At 60.7% G+C, this 23661-nt stretch carries 24 protein-coding genes and 1 tRNA gene; 18 read left to right on the forward strand and 7 right to left on the reverse strand.

All coding sequences use genetic code 11. The features are described 5' to 3' along the window. Positions 1 to 21 precede the first annotated feature (21 nt). On the reverse strand, positions 22 to 600 hold the full coding sequence (locus K6117_RS12280; RefSeq protein ID WP_246605073.1) for a DUF721 domain-containing protein: 579 nt from the start codon (positions 598 to 600) through the stop codon (positions 22 to 24). A gap of 26 nt (positions 601 to 626) precedes the next feature. On the opposite strand from K6117_RS12280, the gene K6117_RS12285 reads away from it, so the two are divergent. The 4 genes from K6117_RS12285 (at position 627) to sciP (ending at position 3315) form a co-directional block, all read left to right on the forward strand. Further along, entirely contained in the window at positions 627 to 1661 is a 1035-nt protein-coding gene (locus K6117_RS12285) for an A/G-specific adenine glycosylase (protein WP_221795481.1), read from the forward strand. Next, on the forward strand, positions 1658 to 2530 hold the full coding sequence (nudC, locus tag K6117_RS12290) for an NAD(+) diphosphatase (protein WP_221795484.1): 873 nt from the start codon (positions 1658 to 1660) through the stop codon (positions 2528 to 2530). Before K6117_RS12285 ends, nudC begins: the two co-directional genes overlap by 4 nt. A gap of 117 nt (positions 2531 to 2647) precedes the next feature. Beyond that, positions 2648 to 2893, forward strand: coding sequence for a hypothetical protein (locus K6117_RS12295; RefSeq protein ID WP_221795487.1), 246 nt, complete (start codon positions 2648 to 2650; stop codon positions 2891 to 2893). A gap of 122 nt (positions 2894 to 3015) precedes the next feature. Further along, positions 3016 to 3315 (forward strand): CtrA inhibitor SciP, encoded by a 300-nt coding sequence (gene sciP, locus K6117_RS12300; RefSeq protein ID WP_221795491.1) that lies wholly within the window; start codon positions 3016 to 3018, stop codon positions 3313 to 3315. Between the two features lie 110 nt (positions 3316 to 3425). Here the strand turns inward: sciP and K6117_RS12305 are convergent, their stop codons facing one another. From K6117_RS12305 to K6117_RS12320, 4 genes are all read right to left on the reverse strand, one after another. Beyond that, entirely contained in the window at positions 3426 to 4247 is an 822-nt protein-coding gene (locus K6117_RS12305) for an arginyltransferase (protein WP_221795494.1), read from the reverse strand. 196 nt (positions 4248 to 4443) lie between these two features. Next, positions 4444 to 4519 (reverse strand) — tRNA-Val (locus K6117_RS12310). Between the two features lie 85 nt (positions 4520 to 4604). Continuing rightward, positions 4605 to 5600 (reverse strand): cobaltochelatase subunit CobS, encoded by a 996-nt coding sequence (gene cobS, locus K6117_RS12315; RefSeq protein ID WP_221795640.1) that lies wholly within the window; start codon positions 5598 to 5600, stop codon positions 4605 to 4607. Positions 5601 to 5674: 74 nt separating this feature from the next. Continuing rightward, entirely contained in the window at positions 5675 to 6274 is a 600-nt protein-coding gene (locus K6117_RS12320; protein WP_221795497.1) for a J domain-containing protein, read from the reverse strand. Positions 6275 to 6301: 27 nt separating this feature from the next. Here K6117_RS12320 and K6117_RS12325 point away from each other — a divergent pair, with 27 nt between their 5' ends. Then, positions 6302 to 6586 (forward strand): BolA family protein, encoded by a 285-nt coding sequence (locus K6117_RS12325; RefSeq protein WP_221795501.1) that lies wholly within the window; start codon positions 6302 to 6304, stop codon positions 6584 to 6586. Between the two features lie 6 nt (positions 6587 to 6592). On the opposite strand, the gene K6117_RS12330 is transcribed toward K6117_RS12325, so the two are convergent. Beyond that, a complete protein-coding gene (locus tag K6117_RS12330; protein ID WP_221795504.1) occupies positions 6593 to 7969 on the reverse strand; it encodes a protein adenylyltransferase SelO family protein in 1377 nt (458 codons plus the stop codon). A gap of 99 nt (positions 7970 to 8068) precedes the next feature. On the opposite strand from K6117_RS12330, the gene K6117_RS12335 reads away from it, so the two are divergent. The 6 genes from K6117_RS12335 to K6117_RS12360 all read left to right on the forward strand — a co-directional run bounded on the left by K6117_RS12335 (position 8069) and on the right by K6117_RS12360 (position 14343). Beyond that, positions 8069 to 8926 (forward strand): alpha/beta fold hydrolase, encoded by an 858-nt coding sequence (locus K6117_RS12335; RefSeq protein WP_221795643.1) that lies wholly within the window; start codon positions 8069 to 8071, stop codon positions 8924 to 8926. Positions 8927 to 8957: 31 nt separating this feature from the next. Further along, positions 8958 to 10076: a glycosyltransferase family 4 protein gene (locus tag K6117_RS12340; RefSeq protein WP_221795506.1), complete on the forward strand. Its 1119-nt coding sequence runs from the start codon at positions 8958 to 8960 to the stop codon at positions 10074 to 10076. 48 nt (positions 10077 to 10124) lie between these two features. Further along, a complete protein-coding gene (gene hisS, locus K6117_RS12345) occupies positions 10125 to 11375 on the forward strand; it encodes a histidine--tRNA ligase (protein WP_221795509.1) in 1251 nt (416 codons plus the stop codon). Then, positions 11372 to 12457, forward strand: coding sequence for a peptide chain release factor 1 (gene prfA / locus K6117_RS12350; protein ID WP_221795514.1), 1086 nt, complete (start codon positions 11372 to 11374; stop codon positions 12455 to 12457). The genes hisS and prfA overlap by 4 nt, the downstream gene beginning before the upstream one ends. Beyond that, a complete protein-coding gene (gene prmC / locus K6117_RS12355) occupies positions 12447 to 13304 on the forward strand; it encodes a peptide chain release factor N(5)-glutamine methyltransferase (RefSeq protein WP_221795518.1) in 858 nt (285 codons plus the stop codon). Before prfA ends, prmC begins: the two co-directional genes overlap by 11 nt. Positions 13305 to 13476: 172 nt before the next feature. Beyond that, entirely contained in the window at positions 13477 to 14343 is an 867-nt protein-coding gene (locus K6117_RS12360; protein WP_221795521.1) for a DUF4167 domain-containing protein, read from the forward strand. Positions 14344 to 14417: 74 nt separating this feature from the next. Here the strand turns inward: K6117_RS12360 and chrA are convergent, their stop codons facing one another. Continuing rightward, complete coding sequence (gene chrA / locus K6117_RS12365) at positions 14418 to 15737, reverse strand: chromate efflux transporter (RefSeq protein WP_221795524.1); 1320 nt, start codon at positions 15735 to 15737, stop codon at positions 14418 to 14420. 187 nt (positions 15738 to 15924) lie between these two features. Between chrA and K6117_RS12370 the strand changes: the two genes are divergently transcribed. From K6117_RS12370 to K6117_RS12400, 7 genes are all read left to right on the forward strand, one after another. After that, positions 15925 to 17340, forward strand: coding sequence for a leucyl aminopeptidase family protein (locus tag K6117_RS12370; protein ID WP_221795527.1), 1416 nt, complete (start codon positions 15925 to 15927; stop codon positions 17338 to 17340). Positions 17341 to 17444: 104 nt separating this feature from the next. Beyond that, positions 17445 to 19175, forward strand: a complete 1731-nt coding sequence (gene argS / locus K6117_RS12375) for an arginine--tRNA ligase (RefSeq protein WP_343211788.1) — start codon at positions 17445 to 17447, stop codon at positions 19173 to 19175. 20 nt (positions 19176 to 19195) lie between these two features. After that, on the forward strand, positions 19196 to 19945 hold the full coding sequence (locus tag K6117_RS12380; protein WP_221795533.1) for an SPOR domain-containing protein: 750 nt from the start codon (positions 19196 to 19198) through the stop codon (positions 19943 to 19945). Positions 19946 to 20026: 81 nt separating this feature from the next. Continuing rightward, a complete protein-coding gene (locus K6117_RS12385; protein WP_221795536.1) occupies positions 20027 to 21328 on the forward strand; it encodes a UDP-glucose dehydrogenase family protein in 1302 nt (433 codons plus the stop codon). Positions 21329 to 21480: 152 nt separating this feature from the next. Further along, on the forward strand, positions 21481 to 22746 hold the full coding sequence (locus K6117_RS12390) for a pilus assembly protein TadG-related protein (protein ID WP_221795539.1): 1266 nt from the start codon (positions 21481 to 21483) through the stop codon (positions 22744 to 22746). 3 nt (positions 22747 to 22749) lie between these two features. Further along, complete coding sequence (locus K6117_RS12395; RefSeq protein ID WP_221795542.1) at positions 22750 to 23196, forward strand: TadE/TadG family type IV pilus assembly protein; 447 nt, start codon at positions 22750 to 22752, stop codon at positions 23194 to 23196. A 1-nt stretch (position 23197) separates the two neighbouring features. Further along, a complete protein-coding gene (locus K6117_RS12400; protein WP_221795545.1) occupies positions 23198 to 23644 on the forward strand; it encodes a TadE/TadG family type IV pilus assembly protein in 447 nt (148 codons plus the stop codon). Positions 23645 to 23661: the final 17 nt, after the last annotated feature.

Raw genomic sequence — 23661 nt, forward strand, 5'->3', positions numbered from 1 at the left:
GGTTTACGGTTACTTGTTGTTTCAGGACGGCTTGCCCGGTTCGGGCTTCGCTTTGTCGGCTTTCTGCCCGATTAGGGGCGTCTCGTCAAAGACTGGTGCGCCGAGGCTATCGGCCATCGCGCCCGCGAGTGATTCAAGGCAGGCGCGCAGTTCCGGATCGGCGATCGGGCGCAGGCCCGGACCCAAGGGTAAAGGCACGGAACGAAGGCTGGGCGGGCTTTTGCGTTCCGGGCGGACGGTGGCGATGCGATCCTGACGCAACACGATCCGCGCCACCGCGCCATAGCCGAAAAAGCGGTTGGTGCGTTCAATGATGTCGGGAATAACATGCTGCATCATCGGTGCATGGGCCGGTTCCACCACCAAAGTCATGACGCCATTGCCGCGTTGTCCTTTGGGGAAACGGATCGATTCCGGCGCGGAGACTTGTGCATAACGCGCCCCGGCGATTTCCGGCCAGCGGCTGATGATCGACGATTGGACGAAACCGAATCGGCGAAACGACATGCGCCCGACATCGGGCAGCAATTCGCCCACGCGACGGCTGCGCTTGCGGCGGTCGGCGGGTTCGCCGCTGGTTGGTTTGCGCCCTTTTGTCATGCGCGCTTCCATGCCATAGCGCTGGCATGGCTGTCGACAGCACATCCCGGATCGCCCGCAGTTTATTGCGCTGGTATGATCAATATGCGCGGGACTTGCCTTGGCGGGTCCGGCCCGGCAGCAATGTCGCGCCCGATCCGTATCGCGTCTGGCTGTCCGAAGTCATGCTGCAACAAACGACCGTCGCCACAGTGCGCGAACGCTTCGATCTGTTTCTGACGCGCTGGCCCGCGGTCGCTGAGCTGGCGGCGGCGGATGATTCGGATGTTCTCGCGGCATGGGCGGGGCTTGGCTATTATGCGCGGGCGCGCAATCTGATCGCCTGCGCGCGCACGGTCGCACAGGCGCATGGCGGGACTTTTCCATCGAGCGAGGAGGCGCTGCGCGGCCTGCCCGGCATCGGGCCTTATACGGCCGCCGCGATCGCCGCTTTTGCTTTTGGTCAGCGGGCGGTGGTGGTCGATGGCAATGTGGAGCGGATCGTCAGCCGGTTGTTCGCGATCGATACGCCGCTCCCGGCATCGCGTCCGGAAATCTATCGCAAGATGGATAGCATTACGCCCGATGCGCGGGCGGGAGATTTCGCACAGGCGATGATGGATCTCGCCACCGCCATTTGCCAGCCCAAGCGCGCCGATTGCCTGATTTGCCCGTTGCATGACGATTGCGCGGGGCGGGGCGCGGCGGACCCATTGCGCTTTCCGGTCAAGGCGGCGCGCAAATTACGCCCGGTGCGCCATGGCGAGGTCTGGTGGGTGACGCGCGGGGATGAGGTGCTGCTGGTCCGCCGCCCTGACAAGGGCTTGCTCGGCGGGATGCGGGGTTTGCCGGGTAGCGACTGGCGCGACGGGCCGGGGGATATGCCGGGTAAGATCGGGGCCGATGTCGTCCATGTCTTCACCCATTTTGAATTGCGGCTGCGAATCATGACGATGACGGCGGATGAGGCCAGCGCCCATCAACTGACCGGCGAATATTGGCCCATCGAACAATTGGACGAGGCCGGTCTGCCGACCCTATACACGAAAGTCGCAGATAAGATGGGAGTAGGTTTATCATGACGGGCATTGGGTTTACGGGAGCGCCGCTCGACCGGAATGATGCGATGCGCAACGATGTGGTGGCGATTGCCGCGGCATTGCGCAGCCCCTTGGCACGGCTGTTGCGGATGGAGGGGCTGGAACCGGCCTTATCCGAAGATTGGGCACTGATCTGGGATGATGTGCCTGCGGACGCGCAGCATGCGGATTATATCTTTCTCGGCCTGTATGATGATGCGCCCTGCTTTGCCGCATTGCCGCCGCGCCCCGCCAATCCAACCGTGTCGCGGCCCGGCTGGCATTTGTTAAGTACCCTGCCCGACGATCAGGCGGCGATTTGGGGCGCGGCGAAGAGCGTGATCGATTGGCATTGGCGGCATGGATTTTGCGCCGTGTGCGGTTCCCCCAGCACAGTATTTCGCGGCGGTTGGGCGCGGCGTTGCAATGATTGCAATGCCGAACATTATCCGCGCGTCGATCCGGTGGTGATCATGCTGGCGGTGGATGGTGAACGCGCCTTGGTCGGAAGGCAGCCGAGCTTTCCCGCGGGCCGTTATTCGGCGCTCGCAGGCTTTATCGAACCGGGCGAATCATTGGAAGAAGCGGTGCGCCGCGAAATTTATGAAGAAGCGGGCGTGCGCTGCGGCGCGGTTCATTATGTGGCGAGCCAGCCCTGGCCATTCCCTTCATCATTGATGATCGCATGCATTGCCGAGGCAGAAACGACTGATATCGTGCTGGATGAAAATGAGTTGGAACATGCGTTTTGGGTGGAAAAGGCCGATGTACAACAGGCATTTGACCCCAATTGTGCAGACCCGGTTTTCATCCTGCCGCCACCCCAGGCAATTGCCCATCATTTGTTCCTGCATTGGGCGTTTCACCGTTGATCGGCCGGCTGCGTCCGGCCAAATTGGTTAACTAAAAGTCAACGACGCGTTTACCAGCCTTTAGCCATGTGCGGTTAAACCGGTCGCATGGAACTGGTACCAAGCCTCTTTGAACGGATGACCGACGCGACCCCGGTCAGCGCATTTGATTATGCGCTGCTCAAGGTCGCCATCCGTATGGCATGCGCCGAAACTCCGACAGCGCGTATCGCTGCGGGGCAGGCGACTGTTGGTGCGCCCCGTAACCGGGCGCATCGAGAGGCGGATCGGCTTGTCAGTCTTTTTGCCGGGGCTGGCGCGTCTTCCGGGCAATATATCGAATCGGGAAGCTTTAATCGTTTCACCGCCAATGGGAGGCGTTGAGATGGAGAAATTTTCCATGAATCGCCTGTTTACCAAGGCGTTCAAAGCTTCCTTCAAGTGCAGTGGCGTATGCGGATCTTGTGACTGTGCACTGGGTGCACAGATGTCATTTTGAGGGTAAAATGATCGAGAATCAAAACATACGTCCTGCTCAGGTTATCGGGCCGCTCGGAGAGCCGCTGACCCTTGAATCTCTCCCGCCCATCGGCACGACGCGTTGGGTTGTCCGCCGCAAGGCCGAGGTGGTGGCTGCCGTCAATGGCGGCCTGCTCTCGGTCGATGAGGTGTGCGAACGTTATAGCCTGACATTGGAAGAATTCGCGAGCTGGCAGCGTGCGATCGACCGTTCGGGCATGCCTGGCCTGCGGGTCACGCGCATCCAGCATTATAAATCGCTGTACGAACGCCAACAAAAATTCTGAATGGCTGATGGGTCTCGGCCCATAGACTAGGCTGCATTCACTGTCCCGGCCTGCCCATTAGGGCGGGCCGGGATTGTGTTTCCGGGGGCGAACCGCCTTATGTTTTCGAATCAGGGAATAAGCTCGGCGAGCGCGGCCATCGCGTCGCGAGGTTCACTTGTTACAGGGGCGGCTGGATCTGCTACGCCTTTTGCTTCGGACGTGCCATATAGCACCCAACCATTGGGGGTCAGTGTTTCCAGCGGTTGATAATTGGTCTTATATTCCATGCGTTTGGCGCCCTGAACCCAATAGCCGAGATAGACATAAGGCAGGCCCGCATTGCGCGCGCGCATGATGTGATCGAGGATGATGAACGTGCCAAGCCCGGTGCGCGCTTTATGTTCCGGATCGTAAAAACTGTAGACCATCGACAGGCCATCGGCCTGCTGATCGGTCAGGCACGCGCCCACCAACTTGCCAGGCAAGCCATCGCTGCGCGGCTCGCGATATTCGATGATGCTGGTGTGGACCGGAGTCTGTTCGACCATATCGGCAAAATCGACCTCATCCATGCCGACCATGCCGCCATCGGGGTGACGCTGATTGAGATAGCGTTGCAGCAATTCAAATTGTTCGGTCGTCGTCCACGGCTTGCACGCGGTGACGACGAGATCGGCATTGCGGCGCATCAGCTTGCGCTGAGTCGCATTGGCGACGAATCCATCGCAGACCACCCGCACCGAGGTGCAGGCCGTGCAGCTCGGGCAGCTTGGGCGATAGGCGACGGACTGGCTGCGACGGAAACCGATTCGGCCAAGCGCATCATTGAGTTCGATCGCATTGGGCCCGCTCAATTCGGTAAACACCTTCCGCTCGGTCTTGCCGGGCAGATAGGGGCAGGGTGACGGCGTCGTCACAAAGAATCGCGGGAATCGAAACGGTGCGGTCACTATCCGGCCTGCCTCTGCGTCCCAAGTTGCGTCATTTATGGAATATGGAGCCTGTGACCCCGGATGAAAAGACCATTAACCAAGAAAACGCAGTTAATGCTGAATCTTCCGTTTACCATAATGCGTATTAATGGCTGAAAATGTCGGATTTTGGCCCAACTTTATGGCCACCAAATGATCATCAAACCGGATCAAATGGTGGGCGCTGACGGGCTCGAACCGCCGACCCTCTCGGTGTAAACGAGATGCTCTACCAACTGAGCTAAGCGCCCCCTTATCGGGTGCAACACCCTTTAGGGTGATTTTCCCGCAGGTCAATCTCCCGCTTGCATGATTATCGGCCTGTGCGTCCGATTATCAAACGGCGGCGCCGACCACGCTTTCCGGCAGGTCCTTGCCGAACACCCGCTGATAATATTCCGCCACCAATGCACGCTCTGCTTCATCGCATTTGTTGAGGAAGGTCAGGCGGAAGGCAAAGCCGACATCGCCGAAAATCGTGGTGTTCTGCGCCCAGCTGATCACGGTGCGCGGGCTCATCACGGTCGAAATATCGCCATTGATAAAGCCCTGACGCGTCAGATCGGCCACCTTGACCATATTCGCGACGACCTGCGGATCGGTTTCGCCGACCTTGGCCAGCACGATCTTCGCTTCGGTCGCGGCGGGGAGGTAGTTCAGCGTCACCACCAGATTCCAGCGGTCCATCTGGCCCTGGTTGATCTGCTGCGTGCCATGATACAGCCCGCTGGTATCGCCAAGGCCGATGGTGTTGGCAGTGGCGAACATGCGGAACCATTTGTTCGGGCGAATCACCCGATTCTGATCGAGCAGCGTCAATTTGCCATCGGTTTCAAGCACGCGCTGGATCACGAACATCACATCGGGGCGGCCCGCGTCATATTCGTCAAACACAAGTGCGGTCGGCGTCTGCAATGCCCAAGGCAACAGGCCTTCGCGGAATTCGGTGACTTGCAGGCCATCGCGCAACACAATCGCATCGCGGCCAATCAGGTCGATACGGCTGATATGGGCATCGAGGTTGATGCGCACGCATGGCCAGTTGAGGCGCGCGGCCACCTGTTCGATATGCGATGATTTCCCGGTGCCGTGATAGCCCTGAATCATCACGCGGCGGTTAAAGGCAAAGCCCGCCGCAATCGCCAGCGTCGTATCCGGGTCGAACACATAGGTCGGATCGATATCCGGCACGCGTTCGTCGGCCTCGGAAAAGGCGGGAATTTCCATGTCGGTATCGATGCCGAACAGATCGCGCGCCTTGACCATCCGGTCGGGTGCTTCAAGCACCGTCGCCGTACGGCTGTCAGGCTGAATATCCGGGATAGTCGTCATCGTCACGCATCTCCATTGCTGCACGCGTCCCATAGGCGGTGCGACCTAGTGAAGGCAAGTCATGTGAAGAATCTTCAGGCGAACAGGGGCGAACCCTTGAGCGTCTGATAGGCCTCGATCACTTGTTGCAGCCGTTGTTCATGCCGCCGGTCGCCGCCATTGCGATCCGGGTGATATTGGCGGACTAGATCGGAATAACGGGTGCGTAGCGCCTTGCGGTCGGCGTCGGTTTCCAGCCCCAGCACGCGCATCGCCTTGCGGTCTTCCGGGCTGATCATCTTGCCGTCTTTGCGTTCAGCCGCCATGGTCGCGCGAAAACGGGTGCCAATTGCATCGAGCGGATCGGCGAAATCGGCCCAGCGCGGCGGATTATCGACTCCGGCGGTGGGCCGAAACGCGCGGGTTTCGCGTTCCCAACCGGCATAAGGGGCTTGCGCCGCCATGATGTCCTCCGGCTCCATCCCGCGAAAGAAATCATAGCCCTGATTAAAGGCGCGGACATGATCGAGGCAGAGAAACTGGAAATCGCCCGGCCCGTCAAAGCCCGGTTTGCGGCCCGATGGATCGGGGGCGCGAAATTCGCCCGCCGCCGGGCAGCCGGGGTGATTGCAGGCGCGGCCACCATCGCCGATACGGCCATGGAATCGTCCGCGATATTGTTTTGCTCGCTCCATCGCGCGCCTCTATGCTAATCCCGTCTGATGAACAACCACGCCAAAGGGCCGGTCGCGGCCGAAATTGAAAACTTGTTGACGGCTGCATTTGCGCCGCAGCACCTCGCGATCATCAACGATAGCCATCATCACGCGGGCCATCATGGCCATGACGGCACGGGTGAAACGCATTTCACCGTCGAGATCACGGCGGACGCCTTTGCCGGACAAAGCCGGGTCAATCGCCAGCGTATGGTCAACAAGGCGCTGGGCGATATTCCCGGCCAGCGCGTCCATGCCTTTGCGATCAAGGCCAAGGCACCGGGCGAGTAACACGTCCTAACCCTTTGTCGCCTCGCCCATGCGGCGGATGGCGTTGATCTTGTCGTGAAAGCTGGTCCAATCGTCCGATTCGGCGATGGGTGTCCAAATGGCCTCCATTTCGTCGATCAGCATCGTAACCGGGGCGGCATCCGACCAATAATCATGGGCGCGGGCCGCAGGGTTCGCATAAGCCGCGATGGCGTTGCGGAAGGCGGCGAAGTGATCGCCTTGATAGGCCTCGGCCCGATGTGGACAGACCCCGCCGCGCCAATCGAAGAACAGCCGGTCCGGGTTCAGATCGGTCCCCGCCAGCACGCCCTCGACGGCGGTAAACAAGGCCGCATCTTCGTCCTCGCTACGAGAGGTGACGCCAAGCCGTTCCCGGATTTTGCGATGAAAGGCCGGTTCAAACATCTTCGGCCAGATTTCGAGCAGTGGCAGCAATGGTTCGGCGGCGATGATGGTCGTCAGCGCGCGGGCGAGCTGCACCACATTCCAATGGATCGCCTGTGGCTGGCGGCCAAAAGCGTAGAGCCGTTGATGGTCGAAATAGGCGGCGGTGAATTCGCCATCCCATGTCGGTGCGAATCGCCACGGGCCATAATCGAAGCTCTCGCCCGAAATATTGATATTGTCGCTATTCAGCACACCATGGACAAAGCCCGCAGCCATATAGGACGCCGCGAGTTCGGCGGTCTGGCCCGCGACCAGTTCCAGCAACCGGACCGGCGCATCTGCACCCGGTTCCTCATCATAATAATGACGCAGGCAATAATCGACGAGCCGGGCCATGCGCTCTGCATCCTTCAGCGCGGCAAGGCGCTGGAACGTGCCAATACGGATATGGCCATGGGACAGGCGCACCAATACCGCCGAACGGGTGGGCGAGGGTTCGTCATGGCGTTGCAGATTTTCGCCGGTTTCGATCAGCGAGAAGGTCTTCGACGTATTGACGCCGAGCGCCTCCAGCATTTCCGTGGCCAGCACCTCGCGCACCCCGCCTTTCAGCGTCAGCCGACCATCGCCCGCCCGGCTCCACGGTGTCTGGCCCGATCCCTTTGTGCCAAGATCGAGCAAGCGACCATTGCTGTCGCGCATCTGGGCGAAGAGAAAGCCGCGTCCATCGCCAAGATCCGGGTTGTACACCTGAAACTGATGGCCGTGATAACGCATCGCCAAGGGTTCGGGCAGATTATCGGGCAGAGGTTCAAACTTGCCGAAATGCGCGATCCATTCATCATCGCGCAGATGATCCAGCCCCATTTCCGCCGCGTGGCGATCATTGCGAAAGCGAATGACATGGCGCGGAAAACTGGCCGGGCGGACCGGATCGGCAAAACCTTCGCCCAAGGATAAATAAACCGGGTCGGGGCGATAGGGAGTAACTTGCACCTGCGCCTCCTTGCGGCGATAGAAGAGGCCGGGTTTGGACCCGGCGGCGAATGCCCTGAAATGGGCGTTCGACTGGCGATGCGCAAGGATGGTTTAGGCATGGCGGACTGGATTGATGGCTATTATTGGTCGAAAGACGGGCTGCGGCTCCATTATCGCGATTATGCCGGTCGCGATGATCGGCCGCCGATTGTCTGTTTGCCGGGGCTGACGCGCAACGCGCGGGACTTTGCGGCGGTTGCTGATCGGCTGGCGGGCGATTGGCGCGTGATCTGCGTCGATCTGCGCGGGCGCGGCGAAAGCGCCTATGCCAAGGATGCGATGACCTATGTTCCCTTGGTCTATTTGCAGGATATCGATGCGCTACTCAATGAATTGAAGATCGACCGTTTCATCGCCTTTGGCACTTCGCTTGGCGGATTGTTGACGATGCTGCTGGCGAGCGCGGGGGCGCATCGTTTATCGGGCGCGCTGCTAAATGACATTGGGCCGGAATTGGAAGCACAAGGGCTTGAACGGATCAAAACCTATGTCGGGCGTCAGTCCGGCTGGCCAACATGGCTGCATGCCGCCCGCGCCTTGTCCGATAGCAATCGCAACAGCTTTCCCGATTTCACGCTGGAGGACTGGCTCGCTCATGCGAAACGGCTGTGCAAGGTCAATGCCAAGGGCCGGATCAATTTCGATTATGACATGCATATCGCCGATCCGTTCCGCCTGCCGGGCGGAGAGGCCGGTTTCGATGGATGGGCCGCGCTGGAGGCCCTGAAATCCGTGCCCGCTTTGTTGCTGCATGGCGAATTATCGGATCTGTTGAGCGCGAGCAGCGTCCGCAAGATTGATGCGCGGATGCCGTTGATGGAATGTGTGACGGTGCCACGGGTCGGCCATGCGCCGATTTTGAGCGAGCCGGAATCCATCGCCGCCATTGACCGGTTGTTGGCGCGGATGGAGTAAGCAGTGGGCGTAAAATAGGAAATTGAGTTCGATGTGTTCGGTGTTGCGTATTCTCCACCTCCATTCCACCTTCAACCTCGGTGGCAAAGAGGCCCGTGCCGTGCGGTTGATGAACCTGTTCGGGGATCGGGCAAAGCATGTGATTTTATCGTCCGAGCCGGATGCCCTACAGGCGCGCGACCTGATCGACCCCGGCATTGCGGTCGAATTCCCGCGCGATGCGCCACCATTATATGGCAAGCCCTCCATCCGCCGATATTGGCGGTTCGCGCGCTATATGCAGGGGTTCGAGCTTGTCTTGAGTTATAATTGGGGGGCGATGGATGGCGTCATGGCGCATCGCCTGTTGTCCCCGCTGATGAAATTGCCGCCGCTCATCCATCATGAAGATGGCTTCAATAATGACGCGGGCGAGCCGCATAATAAGAAGCGCAATCTTTTTCGCCAATTGGCCCTGACCGGCGACGGGCAATTGGTGGTGCCATCGCAAACATTGCGCCGGATCGCGCAGACGACATGGCAGGTGCCAACACACCGGCTGCATCATATCCCGAACGGTATCGCGGTAGATGCTTATGCACAGGCGATTGAGACCGCGATTCCGGGGTTGCAGCGCAAGGCGGGCGAATTGGTGATCGGCACGGTCGCGGGCTTGCGGGCGGTGAAGAATTTGCCGCGATTGGTTCGGGCCTTTGCGCCGCTTGGGGACATTGCGCGGTTGGTGATTGTCGGCGCGGGGCCGGAACGGGAGGCGATCTTGGCCGAGGCCGCGCGTCTGGGGGTGGCGGACCGGGTGCTGCTCCCCGGATTTCTGCCAAAGCCTGCCGATTTTATCGGGCTGTTCGATATTTTCGCGCTGTCGTCCGATAGCGAGCAATGTCCGATCTCGCTGATGGAGGCGATGGCGGCGGGTCTGCCTGCCGTATCGACCGATGTCGGCGATGTGGCGCAGATGGTGGCCGCGCCCAATCGCGCCTTTGTCACCCCGCTTGGCGATGATGCGGCCTTTGGCGCGGCGCTGCGCCAATTGGTGGAGTCACCCGCATTGCGTCGCCAATTGGGGCAGGCGAATCAGGCGCGGGCCAAGGCCGATTATGACGAGGCAGCAATGGTTGCGCGTTATGCGACGCTATATGGGGTTTCCTTGTAACTGCCCTTCCCCTTTTCCTGACGTCCGAAACCCGATAGAGGCGCGACCATGAGCAAGATTGAAACCCCGCGCCCCATTCGTGGCACTCAGGACATGTATGGCGAACAGGCGGATCGCTTCCACCATGTCGTCCAGACCTTCGATCGGGTGCGTCGCCTCTATGGCTTTCACCGGATCGAAGTGCCGGTGTTCGAATCCACGGCGGTTTTCTCGCGTTCATTGGGCGAAACGACCGATGTCGTGTCGAAGGAAATGTATTCCTTCGAAGACCGGGGCGGCGAATCGCTGACATTGCGACCTGAATTCACGGCGGGCATCGCGCGCGCCTATCTGACCGAGGGTTGGCAGCAATTCGCGCCGATGAAGATCGCGACTCACGGCCCGTTGTTCCGTTATGAACGCCCGCAAAAGGGCCGCTTCCGTCAGTTCCACCAATTGGACGCTGAAGTGATCGGTGCGCCAGAACCGGCGGCGGACATCGAATTATTGTGCTTTGCCGATCAATTGTTGCGCGAATTGGGCGTGGCCGATGGGGTGACGCTGCAACTCAACACCTTGGGTGATACCGAAACCCGCGATGCATGGCGCACGGCACTGGTCGCGCATTTCACCCAGCATAAGGGCGATTTGTCGGCGGAAAGTCAGGATCGTCTGATCAAGAATCCGTTGCGGATTCTCGACAGCAAAGAGGCGCAGGATCGTCCGATTGCCGACAGCGCGCCGGATATCGATGCATTCATGTCGTTGGAAGCGGGCAAATTCTTCGAAACCGTGACCAAGGGCTTGGACGCGGCGGGCGTGCAATGGACGCGCATGGCGCGGCTGGTGCGCGGGCTGGATTATTATCGCCACACCGCGTTTGAATTTGTGACGGACCGGCTGGGCGCGCAGGGCACAGTGCTGGGCGGTGGTCGTTATGATGGGCTGATTGAGGCGTTGGGCGGTTCGCACACCCCGGCGGTGGGCTGGGCGGCCGGGATTGAACGGCTGGCGATGCTGATCGATGCGCCTGCGGTGGCAACGCTGGATGTCGCGATTGTGCCGATGGGCGAAGCGGCGGAACGCGCGGCCTTTGGCCTGTTGGCGGATGTGCGTCGCGCGGGCCTGCGCAGCGAAATGGGCTGGCGCGGCAATATGAAGAAACGGATGCAGCGCGCGGCGGCGGCTGGCGCGCGCTTTGTCGTAATTCTCGGCGATGAGGAATTGGCGCAGGGCGTGGCGATGGTGAAGGACATGGCGACCGGCGAACAACATGCGGTCGCGATGGACGTGCTGGTGGACGCGGTTTCCATCCGATGATCTCGATTCCGGCTGACCGCATCGCCGCCATTCGGGCGCGGCGGGATGAGATGCAGGCGCAAATGGCGACGGGTGATCTGCCTGCCGACCGCTTTGTCGCGATCTCCAAGGAATATGCCGAGATCGAACCTGTCGCCCAAGCGGCGGAACAGGTGCAGTTGCTGCGTGATGAAGTTGCCGGGCTGGAGGCGATCCTCGCCGACCCGGACAGCGATGCCGAGATGCGCGAGATGGCGCGGGATGAATTGGAGGCGCTTAAAGTCCAATTGCCTGAAGCCGACCGGGCGCTAGCGCTCAAATTGCTGCCGCGCGATGCGGCGGATGAACGTCCGGCGATGCTGGAAATCCGTGCCGGGACAGGCGGGGACGAGGCGGCGCTGTTCGCGGGCGATTTGTTCCGCATGTATGCGCGTTTTGCCGAAAATCAGGGCTGGAAGGTGGAAATCATCTCCGCCTCGCCTGCGGATATGGGAGGCTATAAGGAAGTGATCGCCTCGGTGAACGGGCAGGGCGTGTTTGCCAAGCTCAAGTTTGAAAGCGGGGTCCATCGCGTCCAGCGCGTGCCGGTGACCGAATCGGGCGGGCGCATTCACACCTCCGCCGCGACCGTGGCTGTGCTGCCCGAGGCCGAGGATGTCGATGTCCAGATCGACGACAAGGATTTGCGGATCGATGTGTTCCGGTCGTCCGGCCCGGGTGGCCAATCGGTCAACACCACCGATAGCGCGGTGCGGATCACCCATTTGCCCTCCGGTCTTGTCGTCATCCAGCAGGATGAAAAGTCGCAGCACAAGAACAAGGCCAAGGCGATGAAGGTGTTACGTACCCGGCTTTATGAGCTTGAGCGTGAGCGACTGGCCAATGCGCGGGCGGGTGAGCGCAAGTCGATGGTCGGTTCGGGCGATCGTTCGGAACGCATTCGCACCTATAATTTCCCGCAAGGCCGGGTGACGGATCATCGCATCAACCTGACGCTGCATCGCCTGCCGGAAATTCTCGAAGGCCAGATGGATGAACTGCTCGGCGCGCTGATTGCCGAGGATGAAGCGAGCCGCCTCGCCAATCTCCACGATGCTGGCTGATCGCCTTCGCCAAGCGACGGACCAATTGGCAGGGGTGAGCGATACGCCCCGGCTGGATGCGGAATTATTGCTGGCCCATGCGCTGGAGATCAGCCGGGATGCGCTGTTGCTCGGCGCCGCGAACGGCAGGCGGGTACCGGAGGCATTTGAGGCGCTGATCGCACGGCGGCTGGCGCATGAACCCATCGCCTATATTCTCGGCGAGCGCGATTTCTGGACATTGAGCCTGAATGTCGGTCCCGGTGTCCTCATTCCCCGCCCGGATAGCGAGACATTGATCGAGGCGGCGATCGCGTTTTTCAAGGACAGGCAGGCATCGCCTCGATCGATTCTCGACCTTGGCACCGGATCGGGGGCGTTGTTGCTGGCAGCGCTCGATCATTGGCGGCAGGCATTTGGGCTGGGGATCGATCAATCCGAGGTCGCCCTTGGGTTTGCGCGGTCCAATGCGGTGCGTAATAGCATGTCAGATCGGGCCGAATTCCGCCTTGGCAATTGGTGCGAGGGCGTGGAACATCGGTTCGATCTGATCCTGTGCAACCCACCCTATGTTGAAAGCGATGCGGTGCTATCGCCGCAGGTTCACGCATTCGAGCCTGCCAGTGCGTTATTTGCGGGGCCGGACGGGCTGGATGATTATCGCGTGCTGATCCCGCAATTATCCGCCCGGTTGAATGAAGGCGGCGCGGCGGTGCTGGAAATCGGCGCAGGGCAGGCGGCAGATGTGGCGGCGATTGCGCGGGCGGCGGGTTTTGAGGTGCAGGCGCGCAAGGATCTGGCGGGGCATGATCGCGCCCTTGTCCTTTCTCCTGTCCTTTTTTCTTGCAAAGATCGTGTAATTGGCTAATTCACAGGCTCATCGGGGCGTCGATCAGAAAATTTGATCTTAGTTGACCCGTTATGGTGTGACCAGCCCGGCCATTCGCGATAGCGAAAATGGACCTTAAAGCAGGCGCAAGCCCGTTAAAACCGGGCATACCCCAGTTCGGCCGGATATTCGGTACTTTGGAAAGTCTGACGTGATCAATAATCGCCAGAATAATAACAATAACAATCGTCGTCGTAATCGCAGCGGACCGCGCCCTCAGGGCGGCGGTGGCGGCGGTGGCAGCCATCGTCCGGAACAGGGCAATCGCATCGACAATCGCGCGCGCGGCAATGCGCCGCAGCTGCTCGAAAAATACAAGAATCTTGCCCGTGACGCCCAGATGCAGGGCGACCGGGTGATGACGGAATATTATCTCCAATTTGCAGATCATTATTTCCGCGTGCTGGCCGATAATCGCGCCCGTTTTGAAGAACAACAGGCCCAGCGCACCCAGCGTCAGGACATGCCCGCTGAAGTCGAAGGTGTGGCCATGGGCGTTGAAGGCGAACCGATCAACCTGTCGATGGGCCATCAACAAGCATCTGATGAGGATGACGGTGAGTCTGCCGATGACGGCATGATGTCCGGTGATGAACGCCCGCGCGACAATCGCCAGCGTGACGACCGTCCCCGTGATGATCGTCAGCGCGATCAGCGCCCGCGTGAATATCGTAGCCGTGATGATCGCCCCCGCGATGACCGTCCGCGCGAAGATCGCCAGCGCGTGCAACGTCCGCGTCAGGATGAACAACGCGAAATGGGTGATGTGCAGGCCGAACCGTTCGCGCCCGCGCCGCGCCCTGCTGCTGCCCGTCCGGCGGCGCGTCCTGCACCCCGTGCGACGCCGCGTGCCGTGCGCCCGGTGGAAAGCGATGAAGCGCCCGCCCGGATCGACATGGCGGCATTGCCCCCAGCGATTAACGATGCGGTGGAACCGACCGGTGGCGAGGATGCACCCGCACCTCGTCGTCGCGGTCGTCCGCGTCGGGTTGTCAGCGAAGTGGGCGGAGACGCCTGATCGCCTTCTGACGACAATGCAGATGGCATTATAAACGAGCCAGCGGTCGATCCTGATCGCTGGCTCGTTTTGCTTTAGAAGGGCAATGAGAGGCCAAGGCCCGCCAGCCCGCAGATCGCCAGCACGGTGACGACCCCGGTCTTGCGCCAGAACAATAGCAGTCCGGCCAGCACCGCAAGGCCGAGCGCGGCCACATCCAGCGACGACAATATCGGCACGGTCATGTGCAGCGGACCGACAGCGATGGCCGTGTCTTGCGTGAACAGCACATGGAGCGCGAACCACAAGGCGAGATTGGCGATCACCCCGACTACGGCAGCGGTGACGGCGGCAAGGCCGCCTTGAAGGCGCCGCGCATGTTCCAGCCGCTCCATCCATGGGGCGAAGGTGAATATCCACATAAAGCACGGCGCGAATGTCACCCATGTCGTGATGGCCGCGCCCAGCACCCCGGCGAGCAGTGGCGAAAACGGATCGGGCGCGCGCCATGCGGCAAGAAAGCCGACGAACTGCGTCACCATGATCAGCGGGCCGGGTGTTGTTTCCGCCAGCCCAAGTCCATCGCCCATTTCACCGGGGGCCAGCCAGTGCCAATGCTGCACGGCTTCTTGCGCCATATAGGCAAGGACCGCATAGGCGCCGCCAAAGGTCATCACCGCGAGCTTGCTGAAAAATCCGGCGATCTGGAACAGCACATGGTCCGGGCCGAGCATCAGCAGGATCACCACGACCGGGGCGGCCCAAATGACCAGCCACAACGCAATCGTCCGCCATGTCGCCGCCCATAATGAAGTGGCGGGCGGGAGAGCGACGGTTTCCGGCGCATGAACGTGCAAGAGATGTGGCCGCCATGACGTCACGAACATGCCGATGGCGCCCGCGCCCAAGACGATCAACGGAAAGGGCAGGTTGAAGATGAACAGCCCGATAAAGGCCACCACCGCAAGCCAGCGGCTGAACCCGGTTTTAAGTGCGCGCCCGGCCATGCGGGTCAATGCCTGCACCACCAGCGCCAGCACCGCCGCCTTGATGCCAAGGAACAGCGCCGAAAACCAATGCGCGCCCGATGCAGCGACATAGAGCAGAGACAAGGCCAGCATCACCAATGCGCCGGGCAGGACGAACAACATCCCCGCCGCCAGTCCGCCGCGCGCGCCATGCAATTTCCACCCGATCCATGTCGCGAGTTGTTGCGCCTCCGGCCCCGGCAGGAGGTGGCAGAAATTGAGCGCGCGCAGATATTGCCCCTCATCGACCCAGCGGCGGTCGTCGACGATTTCGCGGTGCATCAGGGCGATTTGCCCGGCGGGACCGCCGAAGCTGAGGCAACCGATGCGCGTAAAGACGCGGATCAGTTCGCGCAAAGATGGTGTGGGAACGGGTTCGGAATTCATGCAACACCCCAAATCTTGCGCCGGACCATATCGCCCGCGCGCATTGGATAGAGCAACGCTTGGGCGGGGTGCCTGACCGGGAGGCTGCCTGACCCCGGAGCCGATTTTCTGCCGCCAAATATGATGTCCGTCAATATCTCTGGCCCGCTGCTTGATCTTGTAAAGGCCAAGGGTCTATCCCTTGTGCATGACAGATTTTATCTCCCGATTGCCCAGCCTGATCCAGCCCGATCGCGGACAGCCCGCTACCCGGCTTCATATCATCGACAAGGCCGGTTTTGACCTATGGCTGGCCGGGGCATCCGATGTGCAGCGCAGCCTTGCGCGGGCGGTGGATTTTAAGGGTAAGGACGGGCAGATGCTGATCCTGCCCGGCGATCAACCGGATCAGATTGCCGTGGTGCTGGGGGTCGAGGATGCGGCCAAGCTTGGCTGTTGGAGCCTCGCCAAGCCGGTGTCCGCCTTGCCCGAAGGGGTGTATCGACTGGCCGAGGGCATCGCGATTAATGATGCGATGCTGGGTTGGCTGCTTGGCCAATATCGGTTCGACCGTTATCGCAAGCCCGGCGATCCGCCGAAAGAACGGGTGTTGCTGACCCCTGAACCCGCGAAGATCGAGGCGCAATTGGGGCTGGCGCGGGCCGTGGCCAAGGTGCGCGATCTGGTGAATACGCCAGCGGCAGACATGGGGCCGGCGATGCTGGAAAAGGCGGCGGAGACGCTTGCCAGCGCATTTGGGGCTAGTCTGACCGTGACGCGCGGCGATGTGCTGACGCAGGAATATCCGATGGTGGCTGCCGTGGGTCGGGCGGCGGCGGCGGTGCATGCGCCACGCATGATCGAATTGAGCTGGGGAGATCCGGCGCATCCGGTGGTGGCGATCATCGGCAAGGGCGTGTGCTTTGATTCCGGCGGGCTGGATATCAAGCCAAGCTCGGCGATGCGCTTGATGAAAAAGGACATGGGCGGCGCGGCCCATGCGCTGGCGCTGGCGGAATTGATCATGGCCAATCGCCTGCCGGTGCGGCTGATCCTTTTGGTCCCGGCGGTTGAAAATGCGGTGTCGGGCAATGCGATGCGCCCCGGCGATGTGTTGACCAGCCGCAAGGGGCTGACGGTCGAGATTGGCAATACCGATGCGGAGGGGCGGCTGGTGCTGGCCGATGCATTGACGCGGGCGGGCGAATTGTCGGCGCGGCTGGTGATTGATTTCGCTACCTTGACAGGGGCTGCGCGGGTCGCGCTTGGCCCGGATTTGCCCGCAATGTTCGCCAATGACGATACGCTGGCCGGGCAATTGGCGGCGGCGGCTTTGGAAAGTGACGATCCGATCTGGCGGCTGCCGTTGCACAAACCTTATATGACGATGATTAAATCCGACATTGCCGATATCAACAATGCGGGCGAAGGCGGCATGGCGGGGGCGATTACGGCGGCGCTGTTTCTCGAAAAATTCGTGGGCGAGGGCGCTTTATGGGCGCATCTTGATACGTTCGCCTGGCGCAGCACGGCCAAGCCGGGGCGGCCCAAGGGCGGCGATGCGCTTGGTTTGCGGGCGGTCTGGCGGATGTTGCAAGGGCAGTTCGGGGCAAATGCCGTCTGATCGCCTGATTCACTGGCCCATCCCCCTTTCCCTTATCGCGCAGTTTCCGCTATGGGCCGGGACATATGCGGGCCACATGCGCCCTTGATTGGAAAGACTTTGCTGTGAAGACCCTTTTTGCCCGTTTCGCCGTGCATCTTGATGCGGTGCTCGATCAACTCGAAGCGGAGGGCGCATTGCCCGCCGGGCTGAAGCGTGCCGCCATCACGGTGGAGCCGCCGCGCGATGCGACGCATGGCGATATGTCGACCAATGCGGCGATGGTGCTGGCCAAGGGCGCGGGCACCAATCCGCGCGCGCTGGCAGCACTGATCGGCCCGAAGCTGGAGGCGCTGGATGGCGTTGCGGGGGTCGAGATTGCCGGGCCGGGGTTTATCAACTGGCGCTTGTCGGATGGCGTGTGGCGGAATGAGCTGGCGCTGGTCCACAAGCTAGCCGATGAATATGGCCGTTCGGCGGTGGGCGCAGGGCGTCGCGCCAATGTTGAATATGTGTCCGCCAACCCGACGGGACCGATGCATATGGGCCATTGCCGTGGCGCGGTGGTCGGTGATGCGCTTGCCAATCTGCTGTCCTATGCGAGCTTTGAGGTCACGCGCGAATATTATGTCAATGATGCGGGCGGACAGGTCGATGTCCTCGCCCGCTCAGTACATTTGCGCTATCGCGAGGCACTGGGCGAAGAGATTGATGCGATCCCGGAAGGCCTGTATCCGGGTGAATATCTGATCCCGGTCGGCCAACATCTGGCGACTGAATATGGCCGGAAATTCGTGGATCGTCCGGACAGCGAATGGCTGATCCTGTTTCGCGAAACGGCGGTCGCGATGATGATGGAGATGATCCGCGCCGATCTGGCGCTGCTCGGCATCCATCATGATATTTTCACCTCGGAAGCGACGATCCAACGCGAAAAGCTGCCGGAAGCAGCGGAACGCTGGCTGCGCGTGAATGACCTTGTCTATGATGGCGTGTTGGAGGCCCCGAAGGGCGAAACCCCGGAAGATTGGGAGCCGGTGGAACTTCCCTTGTTCCGTTCGACTAAATTCGGCGACGATCAGGATCGCCCGATCAAGAAATCGAACGGCGGATGGACCTATTTCGGCGCGGACATGGCCTATCATTTCCAAAAGGCGCAACATGCCGATCTGTTGATCGACATTTGGGGTGCCGATCACGCGGGGACCGTGGCCCGGATCAAGGCGGCAGTGGCGGCGTTGACCGAAGGCAAGGTGCCGCTGGAGGTCAAGCTGGTGCAGATGGTGCGCCTGTTGCGTGACGGCGAACCAGTGAAAATGTCCAAGCGCGCGGGCAATTTCGTGACATTGGCGGATGTGGTGCGTGAAGTCGGTAAGGATGTTGTCCGCTTTACGATGCTGACCCGCAAGTCCGATGCCCAGATGGATTTCGATTTTGCCAAGGTGGTCGAGGCCTCGAAGGACAATCCGGTATTCTATGTGCAATATGCCCATGCGCGGATTGCCTCGCTCAAGCGCAAGGCAGCGGCAGAAGGCATGGATGTAACCGGCAAGGCTGATCTCGCCCGGCTGGATGCGGAAGACCTGCAATTGGTGCGCCAGATCGCTCAATTCCCGCGCATGATCGAAGCGGCGGCGGCAAGCCAGGAGCCGCATCGCGTCGCCTTCTATCTTTATGATCTGGCAAGCGCCTTCCATGCCCATTGGAATTTGGGTAATGATCGCGCTGAGCGGCGCTATTTGCTGGCGAATGATGTCGAAACCACGCGGGCGCGTCTGGCCTTGGCCGATGCGGCTGCGCAGATTATCCGTAACGGCCTTGCGATCATGGGGGTCGAGGCGGCACTGGAGATGTAATGATGTCGGATGAGACTGTTATGGGCTCTGGCATAGGCTCTGGCGCGCAGGACGAAGATCGGCTGCCTTGGCTTGAGGCCGTGGATGACGAGGACGGTGCCGAGGGGATTTCGGCGTCCCGCCTGTTCGCGGTGGTGGTGGTCGCGCTGGCTGTGATCGGGCTGGTGATCGGCGGCATCTTCTGGTTGCGGCAGCGCAGCACGGTCGCCGGTGGCAATGGCGATCTGATTGCGGCTGCCCCCGGCGATTATAAGGTGCGCCCGGACGATCCCGGCGGGATGAAGGTCGAAGGCACCGGCGATGTCGCTTATAATGTGTCGGAAGGCGGCGAGGCGGCGGGATCGATCAATTTCGACAACCAGCCAGAAGCTCCGGTGCAAATGGCACAAGAAGTGCGCCCCATGCCGGCAAAGAAGGTGGCAACGGCCCCCGCACAGGCGGTGACGGCCAATGTCGCCAATGGATCGAAATTGCCGGTGACGAAGCCAAAGCCGGTGGTCGCGGCGGCCAAGCCTGTGGCAACGGGCGCGGCGGTTGCGGGATCGGGCATAATCCAGCTTGGTGCCTTCAGCACCACCGATGCCGCCGACAAGGCGTGGAACAGCCTCACCAGCCGCCATCCGCCATTGAAGGCGATGGCCAAGCAGGTGGTGCCGGCCAAGGTGAATGGCGCGAGTGTCTATCGCCTGCGCGCCAGTGCGGGGGCAGAAGCCGCAACGATGTGCGCAGCGCTGAAAGCGGTCGGCGCCAGTTGCAATGTCGTGAACTGATGATCTGATCATTGCGATTAAATGCGTGCGGGTGGAACCATCGCCCGCCGCTTGTTGCTGCTTTGGAATATGGGAGTTTGTATGCGCATCACGATGATTGGCTCGGGCTATGTCGGCCTTGTTTCCGGGGCGTGCTTTGCCGATTTCGGTCATGACGTCATTTGCGTGGACAAGGATGAAGGCAAGATCGAGGCCCTGTTGCAGGGGCGCATGCCGATCTTTGAACCGGGTCTTGATCAACTGGTGGCCAAGAATGTGGCCGCCGGACGGTTGCGTTTCACCACGGGGCTGGCCGATGCGGTGCAGGATGCGGACGCGGTGTTCATTGCGGTGGGCACGCCGTCCCGGCGCGGCGACGGCCATGCGGATTTGCGCTATGTCCATGCGGCGGCGGAAGAGGTCGGGCGCGCGCTCAACCATTTTACGGTCATCGTCAATAAATCGACCGTGCCGGTCGGGACCGGCGATGCGGTCGAACGGATTATCCGCAGTGCCAATCCGGATGCCGATTTCGCCGTGGTGTCGAACCCGGAATTCCTGCGCGAGGGCGCGGCCATCGACGATTTCAAACATCCCGACCGGATCGTGATCGGCGGCGACGATGCGCGCGGGCTGGAGGTGATGCGCGCGATTTATCGCCCGCTTTATCTCAATAAATCGCCGGTGGTGGAAATGAGCCGCCGGGCGGCGGAACTGACCAAATATGCCGGTAATGCGTTTCTGGCGACCAAGATCACCTTTATCAACGAGATCGCCGATCTGTGTGAAAAGGTCGGGGCGGATGTGCAGGATGTGGCGCGCGGCATTGGTCTCGATAATCGGATCGGGTCGAAGTTTCTCCATGCGGGGCCGGGCTATGGCGGTAGCTGCTTTCCCAAGGATACCTTGGCGCTGTTGAAGACGGCGCAGGATTTCGAAGCGCCGCAGCGGATCGTCGAGGCGGTGGTCGCGGTCAATGACAATCGCAAGCGGGCGATGGGCCGCAAGGTCATCGCCGCGATGGGGGGCGATGTGCGCGACAAGTCGGTCGCGATTCTGGGTTTGACGTTCAAGCCCAATACCGATGACATGCGTGACAGTCCGGCCATCGCGATTATCCAGACGCTGCAAGATGCAGGCGCCCGGATACGCGCTTTTGATCCGGAAGGCATGGAACAGGCGAAGCTCGTCCTCGATCATATCGATTATTGCGCCAATGCCTATGAGGCGATGGACGGGGCCGATGCCTTGGTGATCGTGACCGAATGGGATGCGTTCCGCGCGCTTGACCTTGATCGCGCGGCGGGGCTGTTGCGCCAATTGCTGATGGTGGATTTGCGCAATATTTATCCGCGCGATTTGGTGGAACAGGCCGGATTTACCTATCACGCTATCGGGCGCTGAGATTGCTCGCTCTTTTGCTGTAACCGGATTGTTGCCGGTTTAACCTGCTGTTTACCTCATGCTGCTATCGCTTGATCACCAGCGCCGTTGCGCGCGATCGGGTTCCAGTAGTTTTCTGCGTTTGTTGATGCCTCCCTACAAGGTTGGGCCTTATGAACGTCGTCCGAAAACTTCTTGCATGCACGCGTGGTAATGTCCTTGCCCTGACGGCTTTCACTATGCCTTTGCTGGTCGGGGCGGCCGGGATGGGTGTTGATACCGCACAATGGTATTATTGGCGGCGCGAAATGCAATTTGCCGCCGATCAGGCTGCCTTGGCAGGTGCCTATGCGCTGTCGCAGGACAAGGATTGGCAGACCCGCGTCAGCGCGCAGTTCGAGAATAATCGCGAGGTCGCGAGTTTTGCCACGATCGCGTCCAGCCAGCTTTCAAATTTCGGTACAGGCACCGATAATGCGGTGAGCGTTGTTCTGCATGGGACAAAATCTCTGCCATTCAGCGGCATCTTTCTGAAGCGTGGCGTCACGGTCAGCGTGGCCGCGCAGGCTGCCTTTCGCAATGGTGCGGACTGGAGCAGCTGCATGGTGGCGACCAACGCCAGTGAATCCGGCGCGATTACAGTCATCGGCAATGCCAATCTGAACCTTGGTTGCGGTATGGCGGCACTGTCGACCTCCAGCAGCGCCATTGTCATTTCCGGTACGGCGGATATTTCCGCGACATCGATTATCTCTGCAGGCGGTATCGATACGGGCGGGAGTGCTGATTTCGGCGAGGCCATTGTTGCGGAAAATGTCGGTGGTCTCAACGATCCATTCGCCGGTCTGACGCCGCCCGATAATCCCACCCCGCGCACATATAAATGTTCCGGCACCGGCGCCAACGCGACGGCTTCGCTACAACCGGGGACGTACACCAGCCTTGAAACCAAGTGCAATACGACCTTTGCATCGGGTGTTTATGTACTTGATGGCGGTAGCTTTACCATCCGGTCGCAAGATATCGTCACCGGGTCGGGCGTGATGTTCGTGCTGAAAAACGGGGCGACTGTCCATTGGAATGGCGGTGCTGCGGTGACCCTGACGGCCCCTACCGCCGCCCAATTGCCCGCCATGGGCATTACCGATCCCCGCCTCGCCGGGATGCTGATCTTTGAACATCCGTCCACCAATGGCGATGCGGAGAATCATTCAGTGATCAACGGCAATGCTTCGACGGTGATCAACGGCGCTATTTACATGCCCAATACCACATTGTCGTTTAGCGGCACCTCGCGACCGACCAGCCAGTGCCTGATGATGGTCGCGGACAAGCTGGATATCGGCGGCACGACATCGATGAGCAATTTCTGTCCGACCGGTCAGCATTTGCAAGGCAGTGTCGGGTCAACGACCGGCTATGTGCGTTTGGTGGCCTGAGCGATGAAAGCGCAATTTCTCCGTCTGATCCGCGACGATCGCGGCACCTCGATGATCGAACTGGCGATCGTTGCGCCGGTGCTGGCGGGGTTGATGCTTGGCATGGTGGATGTCAGCCTGTTGGTCCAACGGCGGCTGGAGATGCAAGAGGCGACTGCCCAGCTGGCCAATATTGCGGCCTCGACCCCGCCAACTGCGCTGACGCTCGACGGGCTGCGGACGGCGGGCGCGCGCTTGGCGCATGTGCCGGAGGGTCAGATCACCCTAGGACTCGGCATCCGGTGCAATAATGGGCCGATTCAGGCCCCAGACACGGTCTGCGAACTGGGGCAGCAAAGTTCGAATATGCTGACGATCCAGTTGCAGGATCAATTTGGTCCCGGCAATGGCGGGATCGGGTTTTTGAGCGGCGTCCATTTCAATATTGCGCGTGAAGTGCAGATCGGTTGACATGCGACCCTTGTTCACCAGATTTGCGACGGATCATCGTGGGGCGGCGGCAGTCGAGTTCGCCCTTGCCGCACCTATATTGTTGGGGCTGTTCTTTGCGGTGTTGCAGTTCGGACTGGTGCTCCAGTCGCGTGGCGCACTGCGGTCGGCGGTGGCTGATGTGGCGCGCAATGCGTCGGTCGAGTTTCTGAATGCCTCCGCAGCCCCGCTGTCCGGCGATCAGATTGCGGGCCTTGTCCGCAGTCGGGTGACGGCATCGCCTTATCTGTTGAAGGGCGATAATCTGAACGTCACGGTCACGCCGGAAGCCGTCGCGGCCATTCCGGGGACGATCGAATTCAATGTGGTCGCCCGTTATGATGTACCAATCAGCCTGCCATTTTTGAATGTGGGCGCGATGGCGGTATCGGTCGATCAGCACATCTTCATGGACGATCCTACCGTCTGAACCTGTTCGATGCGCGG

This window comes from Alteraquisediminimonas sediminicola (assembly GCF_019740335.1).
Classification (GTDB): Bacteria; Pseudomonadota; Alphaproteobacteria; order Sphingomonadales; family Sphingomonadaceae; genus Alteraquisediminimonas; species Alteraquisediminimonas sediminicola.